At 39.5% G+C, this 17,984-nt stretch carries 18 protein-coding genes, 1 tRNA gene and 1 pseudogene; 12 read left to right on the top strand and 8 right to left on the bottom strand.

Annotated features, from left to right (window positions below):
• The first annotated feature begins 49 nt into the window (after positions 1 to 49).
• Positions 50 to 637: a CDP-diacylglycerol--glycerol-3-phosphate 3-phosphatidyltransferase gene (gene pgsA, locus B554_RS0101955; RefSeq protein ID WP_004699108.1), complete on the top strand. Its 588-nt coding sequence runs from the start codon at positions 50 to 52 to the stop codon at positions 635 to 637.
• A gap of 168 nt (positions 638 to 805) precedes the next feature.
• On the top strand, positions 806 to 1,417 hold the full coding sequence (locus B554_RS0101950) for an alpha-ketoglutarate-dependent dioxygenase AlkB family protein (protein ID WP_019456783.1): 612 nt from the start codon (positions 806 to 808) through the stop codon (positions 1,415 to 1,417).
• A gap of 194 nt (positions 1,418 to 1,611) precedes the next feature.
• Here B554_RS0101950 and B554_RS0101945 read toward each other — a convergent pair whose 3' ends face one another.
• Positions 1,612 to 2,385: an IclR family transcriptional regulator gene (locus B554_RS0101945; RefSeq protein ID WP_019456782.1), complete on the bottom strand. Its 774-nt coding sequence runs from the start codon at positions 2,383 to 2,385 to the stop codon at positions 1,612 to 1,614.
• A gap of 494 nt (positions 2,386 to 2,879) precedes the next feature.
• On the opposite strand from B554_RS0101945, the gene B554_RS0101940 reads away from it, so the two are divergent.
• The 3 genes from B554_RS0101940 to B554_RS0101930 are packed head-to-tail and all read left to right on the top strand — an operon-like array spanning position 2,880 to position 6,219.
• Complete coding sequence (locus tag B554_RS0101940; RefSeq protein WP_019456781.1) at positions 2,880 to 4,979, top strand: FUSC family protein; 2,100 nt, start codon at positions 2,880 to 2,882, stop codon at positions 4,977 to 4,979.
• Positions 4,972 to 5,178, top strand: a complete 207-nt coding sequence (locus B554_RS0101935) for a DUF1656 domain-containing protein (RefSeq protein ID WP_019456780.1) — start codon at positions 4,972 to 4,974, stop codon at positions 5,176 to 5,178. Before B554_RS0101940 ends, B554_RS0101935 begins: the two co-directional genes overlap by 8 nt.
• Before the next feature lie 39 nt (positions 5,179 to 5,217).
• Positions 5,218 to 6,219, top strand: a complete 1,002-nt coding sequence (locus tag B554_RS0101930) for an HlyD family secretion protein (RefSeq protein ID WP_019456779.1) — start codon at positions 5,218 to 5,220, stop codon at positions 6,217 to 6,219.
• 57 nt (positions 6,220 to 6,276) lie between these two features.
• Here B554_RS0101930 and ruvX read toward each other — a convergent pair whose 3' ends face one another.
• The 3 genes from ruvX to recN all read right to left on the bottom strand — a co-directional run bounded on the left by ruvX (position 6,277) and on the right by recN (position 9,064).
• The gene (gene ruvX, locus B554_RS0101925; protein WP_004699093.1) at positions 6,277 to 6,717 is read right to left on the bottom strand and encodes a Holliday junction resolvase RuvX; all 441 of its coding nucleotides are present in this window, start codon (positions 6,715 to 6,717) and stop codon (positions 6,277 to 6,279) included.
• The gene (locus tag B554_RS0101920; protein ID WP_004699090.1) at positions 6,717 to 7,271 is read right to left on the bottom strand and encodes a YqgE/AlgH family protein; all 555 of its coding nucleotides are present in this window, start codon (positions 7,269 to 7,271) and stop codon (positions 6,717 to 6,719) included. The genes ruvX and B554_RS0101920 overlap by 1 nt, the downstream gene beginning before the upstream one ends.
• A 125-nt stretch (positions 7,272 to 7,396) precedes the next feature.
• Positions 7,397 to 9,064: a DNA repair protein RecN gene (recN, locus tag B554_RS0101915; protein ID WP_019456778.1), complete on the bottom strand. Its 1,668-nt coding sequence runs from the start codon at positions 9,062 to 9,064 to the stop codon at positions 7,397 to 7,399.
• Positions 9,065 to 9,301: 237 nt separating this feature from the next.
• Here recN and B554_RS19245 point away from each other — a divergent pair.
• The 4 genes and pseudogenes from B554_RS19245 to B554_RS0101900 form a co-directional block, all read left to right on the top strand.
• Positions 9,302 to 9,695 (top strand): annotated as a pseudogene (locus tag B554_RS19245) (tetratricopeptide repeat protein); the annotation flags it as partial.
• Positions 9,696 to 9,813: 118 nt separating this feature from the next.
• Positions 9,814 to 10,140, top strand: a complete 327-nt coding sequence (locus tag B554_RS0101910; protein WP_000099685.1) for a pyrimidine/purine nucleoside phosphorylase — start codon at positions 9,814 to 9,816, stop codon at positions 10,138 to 10,140.
• 102 nt (positions 10,141 to 10,242) lie between these two features.
• Positions 10,243 to 10,992, top strand: coding sequence for a 23S rRNA (guanosine(2251)-2'-O)-methyltransferase RlmB (gene rlmB, locus B554_RS0101905; protein WP_019456777.1), 750 nt, complete (start codon positions 10,243 to 10,245; stop codon positions 10,990 to 10,992).
• Between the two features lie 35 nt (positions 10,993 to 11,027).
• Positions 11,028 to 11,936: a DMT family transporter gene (locus B554_RS0101900; RefSeq protein WP_019456776.1), complete on the top strand. Its 909-nt coding sequence runs from the start codon at positions 11,028 to 11,030 to the stop codon at positions 11,934 to 11,936.
• A gap of 2 nt (positions 11,937 to 11,938) precedes the next feature.
• Here the strand turns inward: B554_RS0101900 and coaE are convergent, their stop codons facing one another.
• The 4 genes from coaE to pilB are packed head-to-tail and all read right to left on the bottom strand — an operon-like array spanning position 11,939 to position 16,363.
• Complete coding sequence (gene coaE, locus B554_RS0101895) at positions 11,939 to 12,535, bottom strand: dephospho-CoA kinase (protein WP_019456775.1); 597 nt, start codon at positions 12,533 to 12,535, stop codon at positions 11,939 to 11,941.
• A gap of 1 nt (position 12,536) precedes the next feature.
• Positions 12,537 to 13,397 (bottom strand): prepilin peptidase, encoded by an 861-nt coding sequence (locus B554_RS19215; protein ID WP_019456774.1) that lies wholly within the window; start codon positions 13,395 to 13,397, stop codon positions 12,537 to 12,539.
• Positions 13,397 to 14,623 (bottom strand): type II secretion system F family protein, encoded by a 1,227-nt coding sequence (locus tag B554_RS0101885; protein WP_019456773.1) that lies wholly within the window; start codon positions 14,621 to 14,623, stop codon positions 13,397 to 13,399. Before B554_RS0101885 ends, B554_RS19215 begins: the two co-directional genes overlap by 1 nt.
• A gap of 27 nt (positions 14,624 to 14,650) precedes the next feature.
• Positions 14,651 to 16,363 carry a type IV-A pilus assembly ATPase PilB gene (gene pilB, locus B554_RS0101880; RefSeq protein ID WP_019456772.1) on the bottom strand — a complete coding sequence of 571 codons (1,713 nt, stop codon included), beginning with the start codon at positions 16,361 to 16,363 and terminating at the stop codon, positions 14,651 to 14,653.
• Between the two features lie 289 nt (positions 16,364 to 16,652).
• Between pilB and tpiA the strand changes: the two genes are divergently transcribed.
• The 3 genes from tpiA to B554_RS0101865 all read left to right on the top strand — a co-directional run bounded on the left by tpiA (position 16,653) and on the right by B554_RS0101865 (position 17,930).
• Positions 16,653 to 17,447: a triose-phosphate isomerase gene (tpiA, locus tag B554_RS0101875; RefSeq protein ID WP_019456771.1), complete on the top strand. Its 795-nt coding sequence runs from the start codon at positions 16,653 to 16,655 to the stop codon at positions 17,445 to 17,447.
• Positions 17,448 to 17,459: 12 nt separating this feature from the next.
• Positions 17,460 to 17,789 carry a preprotein translocase subunit SecG gene (gene secG, locus B554_RS0101870; protein ID WP_019456770.1) on the top strand — a complete coding sequence of 110 codons (330 nt, stop codon included), beginning with the start codon at positions 17,460 to 17,462 and terminating at the stop codon, positions 17,787 to 17,789.
• Between the two features lie 56 nt (positions 17,790 to 17,845).
• A tRNA-Leu gene (locus tag B554_RS0101865) sits at positions 17,846 to 17,930 on the top strand.
• Positions 17,931 to 17,984: the final 54 nt, after the last annotated feature.

The raw sequence follows: 17,984 nt of genomic DNA, 5'->3' as shown, positions 1-17,984 counted from the left end.
TGTGTCTTTGTCTGTTAAAAGATGCGTGAAGACTAAATTGGCGGTGTTTATGACCACAGGGCGAATCCTGAATATCCCAAATATCCTAACTTTGGCGCGTATCGCGCTTATTCCAGTATTTTTGGTGATTGCATATTGGCCGCCTGCAATAGGTATTGGTGAGCATGTAGGAAGTATGACTCGTCATATTATCTTGACTGCGATCTTTGTGCTGGCCGCTATAACCGACTGGTTTGATGGCTATTTGGCACGATCTTTAAACCAGACTTCAGCATTTGGCCGATTTCTAGACCCAGTTGCAGACAAACTCATGGTAGCAGCTGCACTTATTGTTTTAGTGCAGTGGAAACCTACCATTGCGATGGCTTTTGCAGCAATTGTTATTATTTCACGGGAAATTACTGTTTCTGCTCTACGTGAGTGGATGGCAGAACTGGGTGCGCGAACCAGTGTAGCAGTGTCAACTGTAGGTAAATATAAAACTGCATTTCAAATGATTGCCATTAGTGTGTTCTTACTCAACTGGCAGCCTTTAGAAATGTTGGCTTATGCTTTGTTATATACAGCAGTCATTCTTACTTTGTGGTCAATGTTTATTTATTTAAAAGCCGCGTGGCCATATCTAAAGCAGCCATAAAACCAAATAAGATTCTAAAAAGCCTTTCCTTGAGAAAGGCTTTTTTATTGCAAAGCGCAAAAATAGCGTAACTCACGTAATTGGTATGATGAGTAAATACCATTGGCAAAACGGCACTAAACTGGCATTGTTAGCTTGAGAGATAGCTAAGCAGCAAGGGGAGATTGAATGACTCTAGATTTATTTTCTCCGGAACCTTGTGAAAATTTATTACCTTATGATGGCGAAGTTCAGGACTATGGATGTATTTTAGGTGCTGAAGAGGCCGAGCAATATTTTCAGTATTTGTATCATCATCTGGCATGGCGACATGATGAAGCGAAGTTATACGGCAAGCACTTCATTACTCCCCGCAAAGTTGCTTGGTATGGTGACGAGCATTATAGATATAAGTATTCTGGTGTCTTTCGAGATTCTCTACCGTGGGACAAAGCACTTGCTAAGTTGAAACAGCAGGTAGAACAAATTCTTTCAGAAAAATTTAATTCTTGCTTAGCCAATCTTTATGAAGATGGAACGCAAGGTATGGCTTGGCATAGCGACTCAGATGTGTCTTTAGCTAGAACAACCACCATTGCTTCTTTAAGTTTTGGAGCGACCAGAAAGTTCTCTTTTAGACATATTCACACTAAAGAAAAAGTTGAAATGTGGTTACAGCCAGGCCAACTTATTGTGATGCGCGGTGAAACTCAACAATATTGGCAACACCATTTAAATCGTTCGACAAAAATTTTACAGCCACGTATTAATCTGACATTCCGTCAGTTCAAATTTTCATAAGTTTTTGCTAAAAATTAGGCAAGAAAAAAGCCCATGATGGCTGCATGAGCTTATTCCTCTGAGGGAGAGCCTTCTATTGATGAGCTGCTGATGAAAAGAATCATCAATAGGTGCTAAAATCATAATATGAGAATATTTTGATTTTTTCAATGCTTAAAAATGTAAAAAAACTTTAAATTATCAAAAATACTATTTTATATCTCACCTTTTTCTGAGAGTTCCATAAAGCGCTGCTCAATCAATCCAGCATTTTCTTGCAAAATTTCAATCAGTTTTTGAATATTTAAAAAGTCAAAACGATTCTTTGATGCAACTAATGTTAAAGCCAAAGGAACTTCTTTACTCGAAAAACGAACGGGAACGGCAAGGCCTGAAACATTAGGGTCAATCTCACCTTGTGAGAAATAGAAGCCTTGTTTTTTTATTTTACGCATGCGTTGAATAAAGCTTGTTTCGTCTAGAGAAAAACCTGACTGCGATAGCTCATTCTGAAAACGTTCATAGTAGTCATGCATGCGCTGTTTACTTAAATGTGACACCATTGTTTTTGGTGATGCTCCAACATAGATAGGACGCGGACAACCTCGGCCATATGAAAGTAGCTCTGTATCTTTAAAAATCTCATGATGAATATCAATACAATAGTCATCATTTAAATAGGTGAGTAAACAGCAAAGTTCAGTGCGCTCAACAATATTGCGCATAAACGGGGTACTGATTTGGACGAGTGGATCGGTTGTTCTGGATACATAGTCAAGAACTGCTATTTTTGAGCCTAAAGTGTAATCGCCAGAAGTACCATTAATACGTTTTAATAAGTCAGCAGATACGAGTTCTTTCAAATAACGGTAGCTAGTCGGTTTAGACAAGCCAAGTTCTTCGCAAATAATATCGACATTAATCACTGGTCGTGAAACTGAAAATAAATCCAGTACGGTTAAAATTTTGCCAAAACTTGAAATTGCCATGATGTCTTATTCGTATCCTTAGTAAAGTGTCACACTTGAGTTCTTATAACAGAAAAATTGAAGCTTTGTCTCAATTGCAAGATAACTACCTGATTTAAATATTTTACGCTCAGAATCAGAAAAGTTCTCTTGATTCGTACATCATATATGATTAACTAAAAACATATCAAATTATCAAATAAAGATATTTTAGTTGACTAAATCACTTTAATTTGAAAAAATTGTGCAACAAAATATCTAATCGAGAAATTGGTTTACTCTGCCAGCTTTCTCGATGTCTCTCCTTTCCTAAGCTTGGTCGCCTAAATAGCGGTCAAACTGAAATCATCTGGGCATATCATGCAAAGATGTAGGAAAAATCATTGTATTGAAGGATGCTCTCATTAACTCATTTGTCTATAAGGCAAATGACAAAGTCGTGTTGTCTTTTTAAAAAGGCAAGGGCACGCTGAGGAGCATGCTCATCAGTTCAAATCTGTATTTGAGATGAGTTCATGTTATTAAAGCAAATACTGGCTTTTCGCCCGAGTAAGCTTGATCTAATTTTTGCAATAAAGACATTTATTGCCGGCATGTTGGCATTATTTGTCTCGTTTGAATTAGACCTGATTAATCCAATGTGGTCGATCGGTACTGTCTTGATTATCGCCAACCCTTATTCGGGTATGGTGTCGTCTAAGTGTGTCTATCGTGTTTTAGGGACGGTGGGTGGCGCCATTGTTGCGTTAACAATCACGCCTCATCTGATTAATACACCGTGGATCTTTACAGTGGTGTTATCACTATGGGTAGGCTTTGCGCTTTATGTATCCTTACTCGACCGGACGCCTCGTAGTTATGCATTTATGCTGGCGGGTTATTCAACTGCAATGATTGCATATAACGCGATTACTTATATTGATCAGTACAATATTTTTGATATCGCTTTGGCGCGTGTACTTGAGATTTCAATTGGTGTGATTTCAAGTGCAGTGGTTTCCGCAACTATTTTGCCTATGCATATTGGTTCAGCCATTAAGCAGCGTGTAACTAAAACACTTAAAGATACCGAGAGCCTGTTTGCAAACTTATTAAATGCAGACCAGCAGCAAAACAATACACAGCTTTTAGCCGCAATTACTCGTGATACAACTGATATTCATGCTTTGGCAGTTCACTTGAGCTATGAAAAAGGTGAGTTGCATGGCATGACCAAGCCTTTGCAAGAAATGCTCCATCAAATGTCGATGGTAGTTGCAAACTTAGTTGCTTTGTCCGAGCGAATTAAACAGTTACAAGAACTTAATTTTATTGAAAGTCATGCGGACAAATTAAAACAGCTTTCGGGTCATGTGATTCATTTTCTCGAACAAAAAGACCAGATGACTGATGAAAATGTTTTGCAGTTACCTGACGAGTTTGAAAATGATTTCTTGCACTTAAATGACTCAGCTTCTGAACACCAGCAAGTTTTATTGGCTGCTATGAAAATGGATGTCCGCCACTTTATTAGTAATGTTTTAGCTGTAAAAGTTTTATGGCAACGCATCAAACAGGGTAATAAAGAGATACCAGATAACATTACCCCAATGACGACTAAATATCCAAGTTTGCACCGAGATCATGGCGTAGCCGTCAGAGGTGGTATTAGTGCGGTACTCATTACATTTATTGTGACAGGTGTGTGGATTCTGTCTGGCTGGAAAGCTGGATTTATGATGGCACAGATTGGGGCCGTAACTGCCTGTATTTTAACAGCCTTAGATAACCCTGTTCCTGTCTTACGTATTTTTATATGGGGCAGTGTGGCATCGGCTGTTTTAGTGTTTATTTATGCTTTTGGTGTTTTCCCTCATGTCACTACATTTTGGGAACTGGGACTCGTTTTATTACCGATGTTCTTATTTGCGGTTTCTATGATGGCAAATCAGGCACTCATGCCAGTGGGCATGGTGCTGGGTATTAATACCATGATGGGTCTGAACTTGCACAATGCTTATAGCATGGATGCAGTGTCTTACCTAGACAGTTCATTTGGTATGGTCATGGGTGTATTGGTATCTCTCATTGTGATAGATGTCGTGCGTGCCATGTCACCAGATACCAGTGCAAATCGTATTTTAGCTTTACATTATCGTGCAATGCGTCAAGCGATTTATATCCCTTATGGTATTGAATTCAAAGTTCATTTGCGTGCGATGTTAGACCGTGTAGGTGTTTTAAATACCAAAATGGTTCAGTCAGAAGAGATTAAAAAATCAATTCATCAGGCACTTGTTGAATCAAGTGCAATTGTTGATTTAACCCGTTTGCAAGAGTTAGCAAATCAGGTTCAGTCATCTTCAGAACTGGCTCATCATATTGGGCGTTTGCAACAAGATTTAGATGAGCTATTTAGAGCTAAAGAGAATGAAAAAGATGAAGCAGATGTATTAATACAACATATTCATCAGACTTTGTTTGAACTAAAACAGCTTGCTTCAAATATAGAAGATATGGCTATTCGCCAAAGATTATTTATTTCACTAAATAATATTGCTTATAGCATGTGTCATGTTTCATCAAACCAAATGAATGCAGATCGTACGCTTACAGGAGCCACAGCGCATGGGTGAGTTTAATGTCTACGGTATTTACGTGCCCGCTTTGCTCGTCCAAGCCTTATTTGCATATATATGTTTCCGCTTGTTAAGTCCTTTAACTAACAAATGGATTGCACAAGGCTGGATTGTATTGCCCAGCATTTTCAATTTGTGTTTTTACCTTTTATTACTTTTGGTGATACACCAGGTTTTTGTTGGGTTAGGTGCTTAAAGATGATTGCCAGATTAAAGATTGAGTTAGGTGAGTGAAATGAATCAATTGGAGTTGAAAAAAGTCATCCGTCCAGTGATTTTGATTGTCGCATTAATGATTGCGGTCTATACCATTGTGCATTTATGGAATTACTATAATGCAGCGCCGTGGACACGCGATGGTCGCGTTCGTGGTGACGTCATTCAAGTTTCTTCAGATGTAGCAGGGCTTGTAACGGAAGTATTGGTTCAAGATAACCAGACTGTCAAAAAAGGTCAGGTACTTTTTAAAATTGATGTCTCTCGCCGAGCTTTAGATGTAGAGCAAGCAAAGTCTGATTTGGCAAAAGCAAAAGCAGCATTTGCTCAGGCGCAAGCAGGTTTAGCACAAGCCAAGGCAAACTTAATTAAGTCGAGTACAAACATTAAGTTAGCTGAGAAAAACGCAAACCGTTATTCAAACTTAATGGATGGTGCTATTTCTAAACAAGAACAAGATCAAGTTTTTGCAACTCGCGATCAATCCCTTGCAGAGCATGAACAACTTCAAGCTGCGATTGAACAAGCAGAAGCAACTATTAAGCAGCAACAGGCACTCGTTGAAGCTGCGACAAGTAACTTGCATTTAGCTGAACTTAATATGCATCGTGCTGCTGTGGTGGCACCCGCAGATGGAACACTCTCTAACTTTGATATGCGCCCTGGTAATTATGTTCAAGTTGGACAAGCAGTTGCAGCATTGCTCGATCGTAAACAACTCTATGTTGTAGGGTATTTTGAAGAGACAAAATTAGACCGTATTCATATTGGCGATGAAGCGAGTGTACAGTTAATGGGTGATAGTCAGAAAATTAAAGGTCATGTACAAGGTATTGCATCGGGTATTGAAGACCGTGAGCGTTCAAGCAGTTCTAAATTGCTTGCAAACGTAAACCCAACCTTTAGCTGGGTTCGTTTAGCGCAGCGCGTACCTGTAAAAATTGTGTTAGACGAAGCGCCAAAAAATCAGCTTGCTTTTGTTTCTGGTCGTACTGCGACAGTACATATTATTGAAAAATAAAAAGCTTAAGTTTTTCTACTCAATAAAAAAGCATGTGTAAAACATGCTTTTTTATTTTTATGGCGTTAAGCCGACCGGATTTCGATACCAACTCTGGATCAGCAAGGCTGCTGCAAAACTATCTGCTGATAATTTCTTTGCGCGTCCTTGTTCTTGGTAGAAGCCGAGCTCTTCTCTTGCTTCACGCGTCGTTAAGCGCTCATCCACCATCCAAGTTTCAATGTTGGTTTGATGGCGTAAACGTCTTGCAAATTTGCGAGCACGTGTAGAAAGTTCTGACTCACTATCATCCATATTTAATGGAAGACCAACAATAAACAAATCAGGTTGCCACTCTTTCACAATTTTTAAAAGCTGGTCCCAGTTAGGAATTCCATCTTTCATCACAAATAACGGTAGTGGGTTAGCACTTTCAATTGCAGATTGACCTATCGCCATCCCCATTTTTTGAGTGCCAAAGTCGAAAGCCATAATTGATTTGGATTGTGTCACAGTCATTAAGCATGTCCGATTTCAGAAGCCAGCCATGTACGATCTACACCAATCTTTTTATAGGCTGCATCCCACCGGTCATCGTATGGTAAGTTAAAAATTAGATCCATATCGGCATCACAGATAAGCCAGTCACCACGAGCGATTTCATCTTCTAACTGGTTTTTACCCCAACTCGCATAACCTAGTGCGATTTGATAGCGACCCACACCTTCGTTATGTGCAATTGCATCAAGAATATCTTTACTGGTGGTAATACAGACATTTTCACCCACAGCAATAGAAGAGTGCCAAGTTGGTTGGCCAGTATGAAGGACAAAGCCAGCTTCTGGGCGTAAAGGTCCACCTTGTAAAACCTCATGTGGATTTACATTGTCTGCATCAATATCTAAATCATTCAGGAGTTCTTTAATTTGAATGCCAGCAGGACGATTAATGATAATGCCTTGAGCACCTTCTTCATCGTGACGGGCAAGATAAATTACTGTATTTGCAAAAAAGTCATCTGCCAGTTCTGGCGGGGCAATCAGACAACGGTGAGTCATGTATTGTTTGGTCACCTAAGCGGTTCTCCCTCAAAAAATGTCGCTAGAGGGTCTCACGACCCTTTTATCTATATAGGTTCTTTTTATCAACATACAAGAGTTAATCGGATTTCGCCAATCTTTTTCTCTCATTTTCTTTATTAATTTGAAGAAGCCTGAAATTTAAGTTGTCGTAATTGTTTAGCATGCTGTAAGGTCGTTTCATTAATTTCAACACCGCCAGACATACGTGCTAATTCAGAAATAATCTGATTTTCATCAAGTTGTACAATGGTACTGCTGGCTGGGTCAGTTTGCTGCTTTTTAACTAACAAATGTTGATCAGATTGCGCAGCGACCTGTGCTTGGTGAGTAATACATAAAAGTTGGACATGTTGAGCTAAGTCGGCAAGTAAACGCCCAACCACTTCAGCCGTACCACCGCTAATCCCCACATCAATTTCATCAAACACTAAAACTTCGGCTTCTGTTTTTTCCGCGTTCATGACTTGCATGACGAGTGCAATACGTGAAAGTTCACCACCCGAAGCGACGCGTGCTAATGGTTGTGGTGGAATACCTTTATTAGCAGTAAATAAAAGTTGAATAAAGCTTAAGCCTTCTGCACCTGGTTGTTCCAATGGCTCAAACTTAAACTCAAAGTGGGCTTCTGGTAGGGCTAAGGGTTTCACTTGTTCGGTTAACTGTTTTGCAAGTGGAACAGCAGCTTCACGACGAATAGTGTCTAAATGCTGAGCTTTCTCTAAAAATTCCTCATGTGACTTTTCTACTTGCTCTGCCAGAGTCTCTGGATCTTCAAGTTGATGTAACTGTTCAAGCTCATTTTGCCAAGTTTCGTATTCTTCTTTGAGCGTCTCTGGCTGAGTACGGTACTTACGTGCCAGACGATGAAAAACTTCAAGCTTGGAATTTAGTTCTTCCATTCGTTCAGGGTCAAAACTTTGACGATCAATGAACTGACGTAAATTTGATGTGGCATCATCAATTTCACTTTGCGCATTTAATAATGAGTTATAAATTTCAGAAAGCTGTTCACTACGTCCAGCATGAGATTCTAAACGACGAATGATCGACGACATTTCTTGAGTAATGTTTTGCTCAGCTTCATCAAGCGCATTCAAGCTATAGCTACAATCTTGCATGATATGTTCATGATGACTAAGGCGGTCGAACTCTTGCTCGATTTCTTTGTAATCGGTCTGAATAACTTCCTCAAGTTCTTCGATTTGCAGCTCTAAGGTCGCAATACGTTGTAGACGAGTTGCTTGAGCATCTAAAGCTGCTTGGTGTAAACGAATGGTACGTTGCCATGTGCTATAAGCTTCGCGGACATCATTCGCTTCAGCATAAAAATTGTTATAACGGTCTAACCAGTGCTTTGGATAAGGTGGTTCAAGAAGTTGCTGTTGGCTGTGCTGGCTATATAACTGAACCAGTAAACGTCCTAATTCTTTAAGCTCAGAGAGACTACTTGGACGTCCATTGACCCATGCTTTACTGCGACCAGTTGCGAAAATAACACGACGTAAATGAATTTCCCCAGAATCATCATCTAGTTCATGGTCTTGTAGCCATTTCGCTTCAGGGCTATTGTCCTGATAAGTAAAAACAGCGGTTACATCCGCTTTGTCCGAACCATAGCGGACATAATTTGTATCTGTACGTTCACCTAAGCAGGCAGAAAGTGCATCCAGTAATAATGATTTTCCGGCACCTGTCTCACCTGTTAGAACATTAAATCCTTGTTCTATATCAATAGCTAAATGATCAGCTAATGCAAAATTAATTAAAGTTAAATGTGTGAGCATAAACGCATCCAACGCGCCAAATTATGGGTTAAAGATAGAGAAGTTTTGAATTTGCTACAAGTGATCTATTATTCTAACTTAAATTATAGAACACCAAGATTCTTGTTCGTTTATTATTTGGCAATAATCGTCGATATCAAAAATTATCAGAATTATTCATAGATACATTTATTTAATTGTGTAGAAAGATATTTTTTACTTGCCAGTTTATTTTGAAGAGTAAAAAAATATCAGTATTTTCATAATATTGAAGTACATATTGGTGATTATGTTGCCACTGGAAAGTATGTGGAAAATCGAGTTATAGACCAACATTATCTGCATTATTGTATTTGACCGACTTTAAAATAAAGTGTGCTTGTACATGCTAGTCGGCATTTTGATGGAAATAACGTCGATTTCCCAGCTTGTGAGGCTGCTTCAATGCGAAATAACCCAGACAACTTTCATGTCGGCATAGAAGTTGATTCATCATTAATTACAGCTCCTAGTTGATTATTCAACAGCGCAGAAAGTTTACTGAGTTTTTCTGAATGAAATCTACGATGAAGTTTGCAGATAGAGTGCAATTATGTTGACTAATCGAAATATTGAAATAAATTTACCCTACGCTTTTGCTAAAAAAATTTAGCTACAGCAGTAGAAATTACAAGTCTATGCGTATGAAAACTGATTGATTAGTTATTTAGGCACAATTAAACTACATTCAACATAATTTATATAAATGCGGCATTATCTGGAGAATGTGCATGAGTTCAACCCAATTTGATCATGTAACGGTCATCAAAAAGTCAAATGTTTATTTTGGTGGAGCATGTATCAGCCATACCGTGCAATTTGAAGATGGAACGAAAAAAACATTAGGTGTTATTTTGCCGACTGAGCAGCCTTTAACATTTGAAACACATGTTCCTGAGCGTATGGAAATTATTTCAGGTGAATGTCGCGTGAAAATTGCAGACAGCAATGAAAGTGAATTGTTCCGCGCTGGTCAATCATTTTATGTTCCTGGAAACAGCGTTTTTAAAATTGAGACTGATGAAGTGCTCGATTATGTGTGCCATTTAGAAGGCTAAGAAATTCCTGTTTAAATCGGGTACACTATGCCCAAAGAAATCCTGTGAAGTTGGCTTTGCAGGATTTTTATTTTTTTGCTCAAACGTTGTTAGAGGTCAAGCATGGCAAAACCGGAATATTATTATGGCGTTCACTCAGTGGAGTCATTGTTAGAACTTGAGCCGGAACGTGTGCTAACCCTGTTTACTTTAAAAGGGCGGGATGACCAACGTTTGCAAAAGATTTTGCAATTGGCAGAGCCTTTTGGAATTAGTGTACAAAAGGCAAGCCGTGACAGTCTTGAAAAACTTGCAGGTTTGCCATTTCATCAGGGTGTAGTAGCAGCAGTACGTCCTCATCCGATTTTAAATGAAAAAGATCTAGATCAGATTTTGGCCGAAACTCCAGATGCTTTATTGCTCGCATTAGATCAGGTAACAGATCCACATAACTTAGGTGCTTGTATCCGTACGGCTGCTGCAATGGGCGTGCAAGCTGTGATTGTGCCTCGTGATCGTTCGGCAAGCTTAACCCCAACGGCTCGTAAAGTTGCGGCGGGTGGAGCTGAAAAAGTTAAATTTATTCAAGTCACAAATTTAGCTCGTACATTGGCTCATCTGAAAGAAACAACTCATGTACGTGTAATTGGTACTATGCTTGATGAAAGTGCAATGCCAATCCAAAAGTGTGATTTCTCTGGCCCAGTCGTGATTGTGATGGGAGCTGAAGATACAGGTTTGCGCCCAATTACTCAGGCACAGTGTGATCACAAAGTTTATATTCCGATGTCTGGGAATTTACAGAGTTTGAATGTAAGCGTGGCAACAGGTATGGCACTTTACGAGGCTTGTCGTCAGCGTTCTGAGGTATAATTGAGCTGCCTTTCTCGTTTTTAAGCAGTCTTCATATGTCTCCCCGTAAGCAAGGTTATTTCTTTGTATTGGTGACCATGTGCATTTGGGGCGGGTTTACACTTTTTGCTCGTTTAAATGCACAATGGCACATCAGTGCTTGGGACATTGCCGCACTGCGCTTCGCTATCGCCTTTCTAATTTTAATGCCTATCTTAATTTATAAAAAAGATCTCGCTTTTTTATGGAGTAAGCATGCGGTTATTTTGGCGCTCATTGGCGGTGTCATCTATTGTCTGACTGTTTATACAGCTTTTCTTTATGCTCCAGCCGCACATGCTGCAATATTTTTAAATGGCTGCATACCCATCTGTACTGCTATAGCTGCCTATATTTTATTTAGACAGCCGTTTGATAAACACACATGGGCGAGTCTTGCAATCATGATCGCTGCCTTAGCACTCATGAGCGTTTTGATGCTACGTACAAGTAGCTCTGCATTTGGAATTGGAGACTTACTTCTTTTCATTAGTGCGATTTGGTGGGGAATTTTTACTGTATTACTTAAACAGTGGAAACTTTCTGCATGGCACTCTATGGCAAGTGTCGCGATTTGGTCTGCAATTATTTACTTGCCCATCTATGCTCTATTTTTACCAAAGCATTTCATGGAAGTTAGTCCTTTTCATTTGGCGATACAGGGCATTTTCCATGGTGTATTTGTCGTTATTATCGCAACTTTGACTTATGTTGCTGCCATTCAACGTCTTGGTGCTTTTAAAACGGGAAGTATTGTCACTTTGGCGCCGTTCATTGCCGCTATTTTAGCTGTACCTTTACTTGGTGAGTCATTAAGCCCATCAATTGTTGTGGGCTTAGTAGGTATGGGAATAGGCGCTTTACAGCCTTGGCGTTGGTTTAGGCAAGATAGCCTGACACAAAAGATTAAGCAGCAAAATATGTAAGATTAGTTGGTGCGCTTCAAATAGCTTTGATGTAAAGGCTCTAGTTGCTGATATAAATGTTCGAGTAATCCGTCATTAAACACAATGTCATTAGCAAGTTCGCGTTTACGCTCGCGTGGCATTTGTGCGGCAATAATTTTCTGAATTTGTTCTTGATTTTGCCCGTCACGTTGACTTGCACGCTGAATTTGAGTTTGTTCACTCGCATCAACTAATAAAGTGTGATTAACCAATTCATGTTGATTGGTTTCAAAGAGTAATGGTGAAACTAAAATCACATAAGGACTTTTTGGATTTTGTAGTTGTTGAATAATCGATTGGCGAATCGCAGGATGGGTAATGCTCTCGAGTATGTGTCTTGCTTCAGGGGTCTGAAAAATATGTTCGCGTAGGGCACGACGATCTAAATTACCATCGGGCTGAAGTACCCAGTTTCCAAAAGTTTGCTGAATTTTTTGGAGAGTAGGTTGGCCTTTTTCAACGACTTCACGCGCAACGATGTCGGCATCGACGACTTGAATTCCTTGGGACTCGAACCATTGTGTTGCAGCAGATTTTCCACTGCCAATACCACCTGTGATTCCCAGAATAAAAGCCATCTTAACCTCCTAAATAAATCTTCATAATCTGATCACCCCATAAAAAGGCAACCCAACCCGCAATGGCAATATATGGCCCAAAAGCAAAAGGCTGATTGTCATTTCTTAACTTTAATAAAATGATGCCAATAATTGCACCCAATAAAGATGACAATAACACAATTAATGGCAGCATCAATGGCCCCATCCATGCGCCCAATGCGGCAAGCAATTTAAAGTCACCGTAGCCCATACCTTCTTTGCCAGTAATCACTTTAAATAAGTAATACACAATCCAAAGACATAAAAAACCAATTAAATATCCCCAAATGGCTGAGCTAGGTGAGGTGTAAATATTAAAGGTGTTAATTCCTAAGCCGAGTGCAGCCAAAGGCAGGGTAAAGCGATCAGGTAATAACTGCGTATCGAAATCAATAAAGGTAAGGGCAATCAGTACCCAAGTAAGAACGAGTCCCCAAAGCATTTGTATAGTTGGGCCAAATACCATAACCACTACCACAGAGCATAGCATGGTGAGTAGTTCAATTGCTGGATAACGAATGCTGATAGGATGTTGGCAATAACCACATTTTCCTCTTAGCATCAACCAGCTTACGATAGGAATATTTTGATACCAACGGATCTGTTGGTGGCAATTTGGACATGATGAAGCAGGTTTGCTTAATGTTAGTTTTTCATGGTCAATAATGGGTTGCTCTGGATTTAGGAGCATTTGACATTCTAATTGCCAATCTTGCTCCATCATCTTTGGAGTACGATAAATCACTACATTTAGAAAGCTACCAATACATAGGCTCACGAATGCAACTGCAATATAAAGAGCAGTTAAGTTTTGAATAAAATAAGCAATGATTTCTTGCATTATACAACTGAACCCATTTGGAAAATTGGAAGATACATAGCAATTACTAGACCGCCTACCAGTACCCCTAAAATTGCCATAATTAAAGGTTCCATCATTGCAGTTAAACCATCAACTGCATTATCAACTTCATTTTCATAATAGGTAGCCACTTTATCAAGCATGCTGTCTAGTGCACCAGATTCTTCACCAATTGCAACCATTTGTATAGCCATAGAAGGAAAACGGTTAGATACACGCATGGCAAACTGAAGTTGTTGTCCTGTTGCTACATCTTCACGAATTTTCATAACGGCTTTTTCATAGATGACATTATTGGTTGCACCAGCAGTCGACTCAAGTGCATCAATGAGCGGAACACCTGCTGCAAATGTTGTGGCAAGTGTCCGGCTATAACGGGCAATAATTGCTTTATAGACCAAGTTCCCAAAAATAGGTAATTTGAGCGCCAGTTTATCTAAGCCATCTCTAAACTTTTTACTACGTTTTTTAGCTTCTAAAAAGGCTATAATAATTGCGCCAAATGCAATAATCATGATGAACCAATATTCTTGCATCCATTTCGACATATTCACGACCATTTGGGTAAATGCTGGTAATTCTGCTCCAAATGAAGAAAACAGATCTTGGAAAACGGGTACGACTTTAACCATCAAAATAATAGTCACCACAATCGCTACTACAATAACCGTGGCCGGATATTTCATTGCTTTCTTGATTTTCTGCTTGAGCAATTCACTTTTTTCTTTGTAAATTGCCACACGATCTAGCATGGTTTCGAGAGCGCCTGATTGTTCTCCAGATTCCACAAGTGAACAAAATAAATTGTCAAAATGTTGCGGATACTTTCTTAAAGCTGAGGCAAAAGTACTACCACCCTCAATTTCACCTTTAATACCAAGTACTACCTCACGCATGGCTGGATTTTCTAAACCTTCTGCTACAATTTCAAAGCCTTGTACCAGCGGTACACCGGCTTTCATCATGGTCGCCAGTTGTCGGGTAAAAATAGTAATATCAAGCGTTGATACTTTTTTCTTGAATAAACCTTCAAGAATATTTTTACGTTTCTCACGTATGGTTCGAACAGTCACCCCTTGTTTGCGTAAGGTTACTTTAGCTAAAGCCATATTTTTAGCTGGAAGTTCCCCCTTAATTTTTAAGCCCTTACGGTCAACCCCTTCATAAGCAAAAGTCGGCATCATTTGTGCCTTTTTGACAGCCATTAGATTATCCTTATTTTAAATAGTGTCTTATTCACTGGTCACACGGTTGACTTCTTGTAGAGAGGTCACCCCTTGTATTACCTTTTGCAAACCTGAACGACGTAGATTATTAAACCCCAATTTTTCAGAAGCGGCCGCGATTTCTAGAGCGTTGCCATCTTCCATAATAATCTTGGAAATTTCAGGTGTAACTTTCATTACTTCATAAATACCTACACGGCCTTTATAGCCTTCACGACATTCAGAACAACCTACCGGTTGAAAAACGCAAAAATCTGGATGTGCTAAGTCTTGTTCGGTAAAACCCATTTCTAATAGGCTTTGTTTTGGAACATCTGTAGGTATTTTACACTGAGAGCAAAGACGTCGTGCCAAACGCTGTGCAATAACTAGGTTTACTGATGTTGCAATATTAAAAGAAGGAACCCCCATATTGCGTAAGCGAGTCAGCGTTTCAGGCGCACTATTGGTATGCAGTGTTGACATCACCATGTGACCCGTTTGTGCAGCTTTAATCGCGATTTCTGCTGTTTCCAAGTCACGAATCTCACCCACCATAATAATGTCAGGGTCTTGTCGTAAAAATGATTTAAGTGCAGCAGCAAAAGTGAGACCTACTTTTGGGTTCACGTTAACCTGATTAATCCCTTCAAGGTTAATTTCTACAGGGTCTTCGGCAGTAGAAATATTAGAGCTCTCAGTATTTAAAATGTTTAAGCCTGTATATAAAGATACAGTTTTACCGGAACCTGTTGGTCCAGTAATTAAAAGCATGCCTTGTGGTTTATCTAAAGCTTCCATAAACAAAGCTTTTTGTTCTTCTTCGTATCCTAGGGCATCAATTCCTAGCATTGCACTTGATGGGTCAAGAATACGTAGAACTAGCTTTTCACCAAACAAAGTCGGAAGTGAGTTCACACGAAAATCAATTGCTTTAGTTTTTGAGAGCTTAAGTTTGATACGACCATCTTGTGGGACACGTTTTTCGGAAATATCCATTTGAGACATGACTTTTAAACGTGACGCCAAACGGTTTGCCAATTGTAAAGGAGGGTTAGCAATTTGACGTAACACGCCGTCGACTCGATATCGAACCCGATATGACTTTTCATACGGTTCAAAATGTAAATCTGAAGCCCCCATACGAATTGCATCAATCAATAATTTATTAATATATTTAACAATGGGAGCTTCATCACCTTGAGGTGTTTCGTCTTCATCTTCTTGAGTGGTAGGGCCATCAAGGCTGACGTCAAGATCAAACTCTTCATCATTAAAATCAAAACTGCTTTCTTCTGCGAAATGCTGACCTAAAACTTTTTCGAGTTTATGGTGCTCAACAATGACAGGCTCAACCATCAGTTTGCTATTAAAACGAATCGCATCAATCGCTTCAATATTACTTGGATTGCTGGTCGCAACATATAAAATTTGGCCTCTTTGAATAAGTGGCAAAATTCGATGTTTTAAAATCAGTTTTTGATCGACCAGATCTTTAGGAATCTGAGATGTGTCATAAACATCAAGATCAAAATATGGTTCAGCAAACTCAGCGGAAATTGTTTCAGCCAGTAAAGAAGGGGAGAGATGAACCTCTTCAATTAAATATGCGACTGTATCCTGCTTAGCTCTCTTTGCTGCATCTAATGCATTTTGCATGGTCGCTGCCGACACATGCTTTTCTTCGACTAAACGCCGAAAAAACCCCGTAAATTTTGGAGATGTATGTAATGCTGACATCTGCCTGCCTATGCTAATGTGTTTATAATTGGTATATGAAAAATTATACTTTTGTTATGTAAAATTACTACCTTATAAAATGTTGCTCTAGTCCTACTCAGGCTGTTAAAGCTTGAACTAGTCGAAGTTTTTATAGATTAATTTTTAGAATGTTTAAGTTTGAACCCTTAGAAAGTTTTTTTAATTTCAAAGAGTAGAAAAGATATAAGTAATCCCATTAAAGAAAAGTATCTGAAATTTGTATAAATGCGTGTAGAATGTGCTGCATTTTTGATGAAAGGTGAGCAGTATGTCGGGTACGACGATTACGCCTTGGGTAGTTGGCAACTGGAAAATGAATCCAATGCGTGCTAACGCCAACCAACTTATAGAAGAATTTAAACAATTATTGCAACAAAACCAAATTGCAGATGAAAGCTGCCATGTGGGCGTTGCCCCTGTTGCTATTGCACTTACAACAGTACAGTCGCAATTGCAGGATGCTGCAAGAGCAGTATATACAGTTGCACAAGATGTATCGCGTGTTGCGGGTACAGGTGCTTATACTGGTGAAGTTAGTGCAGAATTATTAAAAGATAGCCAAATTAATTTCGTATTGGTCGGGCATTCTGAACGCCGTGATATTTTTGGCGACAATGTTGAAATTTTGAAGGTGAAACTCCAAAATGCATTAAGTGCGGGCTTAACTGTCATTTATTGTGTGGGTGAAAGTCTTGAACAGCGTGAGCAAGGCCATGCAGAGCAAGTTGTTTTACAGCAAATTTGCGATATTGCACCTGTGGTTACTGCTGAACAATGGCAAAACCAAGTCGTGATTGCTTATGAACCTATCTGGGCAATTGGTACAGGTAAAACAGCTTCTCCACAAGATGCACAAGCGATGCACGCTAAAATTCGTGAAGGCTTATGTCAGCTTACATCAGCAGGTTCAAATATTGCTATTTTGTATGGTGGTAGTGTAAAAGCAGATAACGCTGTCGAATTGGCTGCATGTCCAGATATTAATGGTGCGTTGGTAGGCGGTGCTTCATTAAATGCAGCATCTTTTTATCAAATTGTACAAGCCTTCGCGCAAAGCAAATAACGAGGATAGGGTATGCACTCTTTTGTACTTGTTGTACATATTATTTTAGCGGTACTCATGATTGCATTGATTTTGGTGCAACATGGTAAAGGCGCAGATGCCGGAGCTTCCTTTGGTGGAGGTGGTGCAGCAACCGTATTTGGTGCATCTGGTTCAGGTAATTTCCTGACTCGTCTAACTGCTGTTTTAACTGCATTGTTCTTTGTAACAAGTTTGACTCTTGCTGTTTTTGCAAAAAAGCAAACTACAGAAGCATATAGTTTGAAAACTGTACAAACTTCAGCACCAGTTCAAACCACATCGCCTGAAACTTCACCAAATGCACCAAAAACGGGTCAATAATTCGAAATAGGGCTTTCCTTTTGTAGTTGGAAGGACTAGAATGCGTCCCACAAGCTGCGGTGGTGGTGGAATTGGTAGACACGCTACCTTGAGGTGGTAGTGCCTTCGGGCGTGGGGGTTCAAGTCCCCCCTTCCGCACCAACTTTGAACCAGAAAGTTGAGTGCAAGCAGTTTTTTGATGCGGGATGGAGCAGT

The organism is Acinetobacter sp. GG2 (assembly GCF_000292385.1).
Lineage (GTDB): Bacteria > Pseudomonadota > Gammaproteobacteria > Pseudomonadales > Moraxellaceae > Acinetobacter > Acinetobacter seifertii.
Note: the sequence above shows the minus strand (reverse complement) of the source record. Positions and strands in the feature narration are given on the sequence as shown.

Excerpts from the sequence above, each read along its gene's own strand:
- pilB (WP_019456772.1), bottom strand. The coding sequence starts at position 16,363 with ATGTCAGCATTACATACATCTCCAAAATTTACGGGGTTTTTTCGGCGT.
- coaE (WP_019456775.1), bottom strand. The coding sequence starts at position 12,535 with ATGGCTTTTATTCTGGGAATCACAGGTGGTATTGGCAGTGGAAAATCT.
- secG (WP_019456770.1), top strand. The coding sequence starts at position 17,460 with ATGCACTCTTTTGTACTTGTTGTACATATTATTTTAGCGGTACTCATG.
- ruvX (WP_004699093.1), bottom strand. The coding sequence starts at position 6,717 with ATGACTGTGACACAATCCAAATCAATTATGGCTTTCGACTTTGGCACT.
- B554_RS0101940 (WP_019456781.1), top strand. The coding sequence starts at position 2,880 with ATGTTATTAAAGCAAATACTGGCTTTTCGCCCGAGTAAGCTTGATCTA.
- B554_RS0101900 (WP_019456776.1), top strand. The coding sequence starts at position 11,028 with ATGTCTCCCCGTAAGCAAGGTTATTTCTTTGTATTGGTGACCATGTGC.
- B554_RS0101950 (WP_019456783.1), top strand. The coding sequence starts at position 806 with ATGACTCTAGATTTATTTTCTCCGGAACCTTGTGAAAATTTATTACCT.
- B554_RS0101930 (WP_019456779.1), top strand. The coding sequence starts at position 5,218 with ATGAATCAATTGGAGTTGAAAAAAGTCATCCGTCCAGTGATTTTGATT.
- tpiA (WP_019456771.1), top strand. The coding sequence starts at position 16,653 with ATGTCGGGTACGACGATTACGCCTTGGGTAGTTGGCAACTGGAAAATG.
- pgsA (WP_004699108.1), top strand. The coding sequence starts at position 50 with ATGACCACAGGGCGAATCCTGAATATCCCAAATATCCTAACTTTGGCG.
- rlmB (WP_019456777.1), top strand. The coding sequence starts at position 10,243 with ATGGCAAAACCGGAATATTATTATGGCGTTCACTCAGTGGAGTCATTG.
- B554_RS0101945 (WP_019456782.1), bottom strand. The coding sequence starts at position 2,385 with ATGGCAATTTCAAGTTTTGGCAAAATTTTAACCGTACTGGATTTATTT.
- B554_RS19215 (WP_019456774.1), bottom strand. The coding sequence starts at position 13,397 with ATGCAAGAAATCATTGCTTATTTTATTCAAAACTTAACTGCTCTTTAT.
- recN (WP_019456778.1), bottom strand. The coding sequence starts at position 9,064 with ATGCTCACACATTTAACTTTAATTAATTTTGCATTAGCTGATCATTTA.
- B554_RS0101910 (WP_000099685.1), top strand. The coding sequence starts at position 9,814 with ATGAGTTCAACCCAATTTGATCATGTAACGGTCATCAAAAAGTCAAAT.
- B554_RS0101935 (WP_019456780.1), top strand. The coding sequence starts at position 4,972 with ATGGGTGAGTTTAATGTCTACGGTATTTACGTGCCCGCTTTGCTCGTC.
- B554_RS0101885 (WP_019456773.1), bottom strand. The coding sequence starts at position 14,623 with ATGGCTGTCAAAAAGGCACAAATGATGCCGACTTTTGCTTATGAAGGG.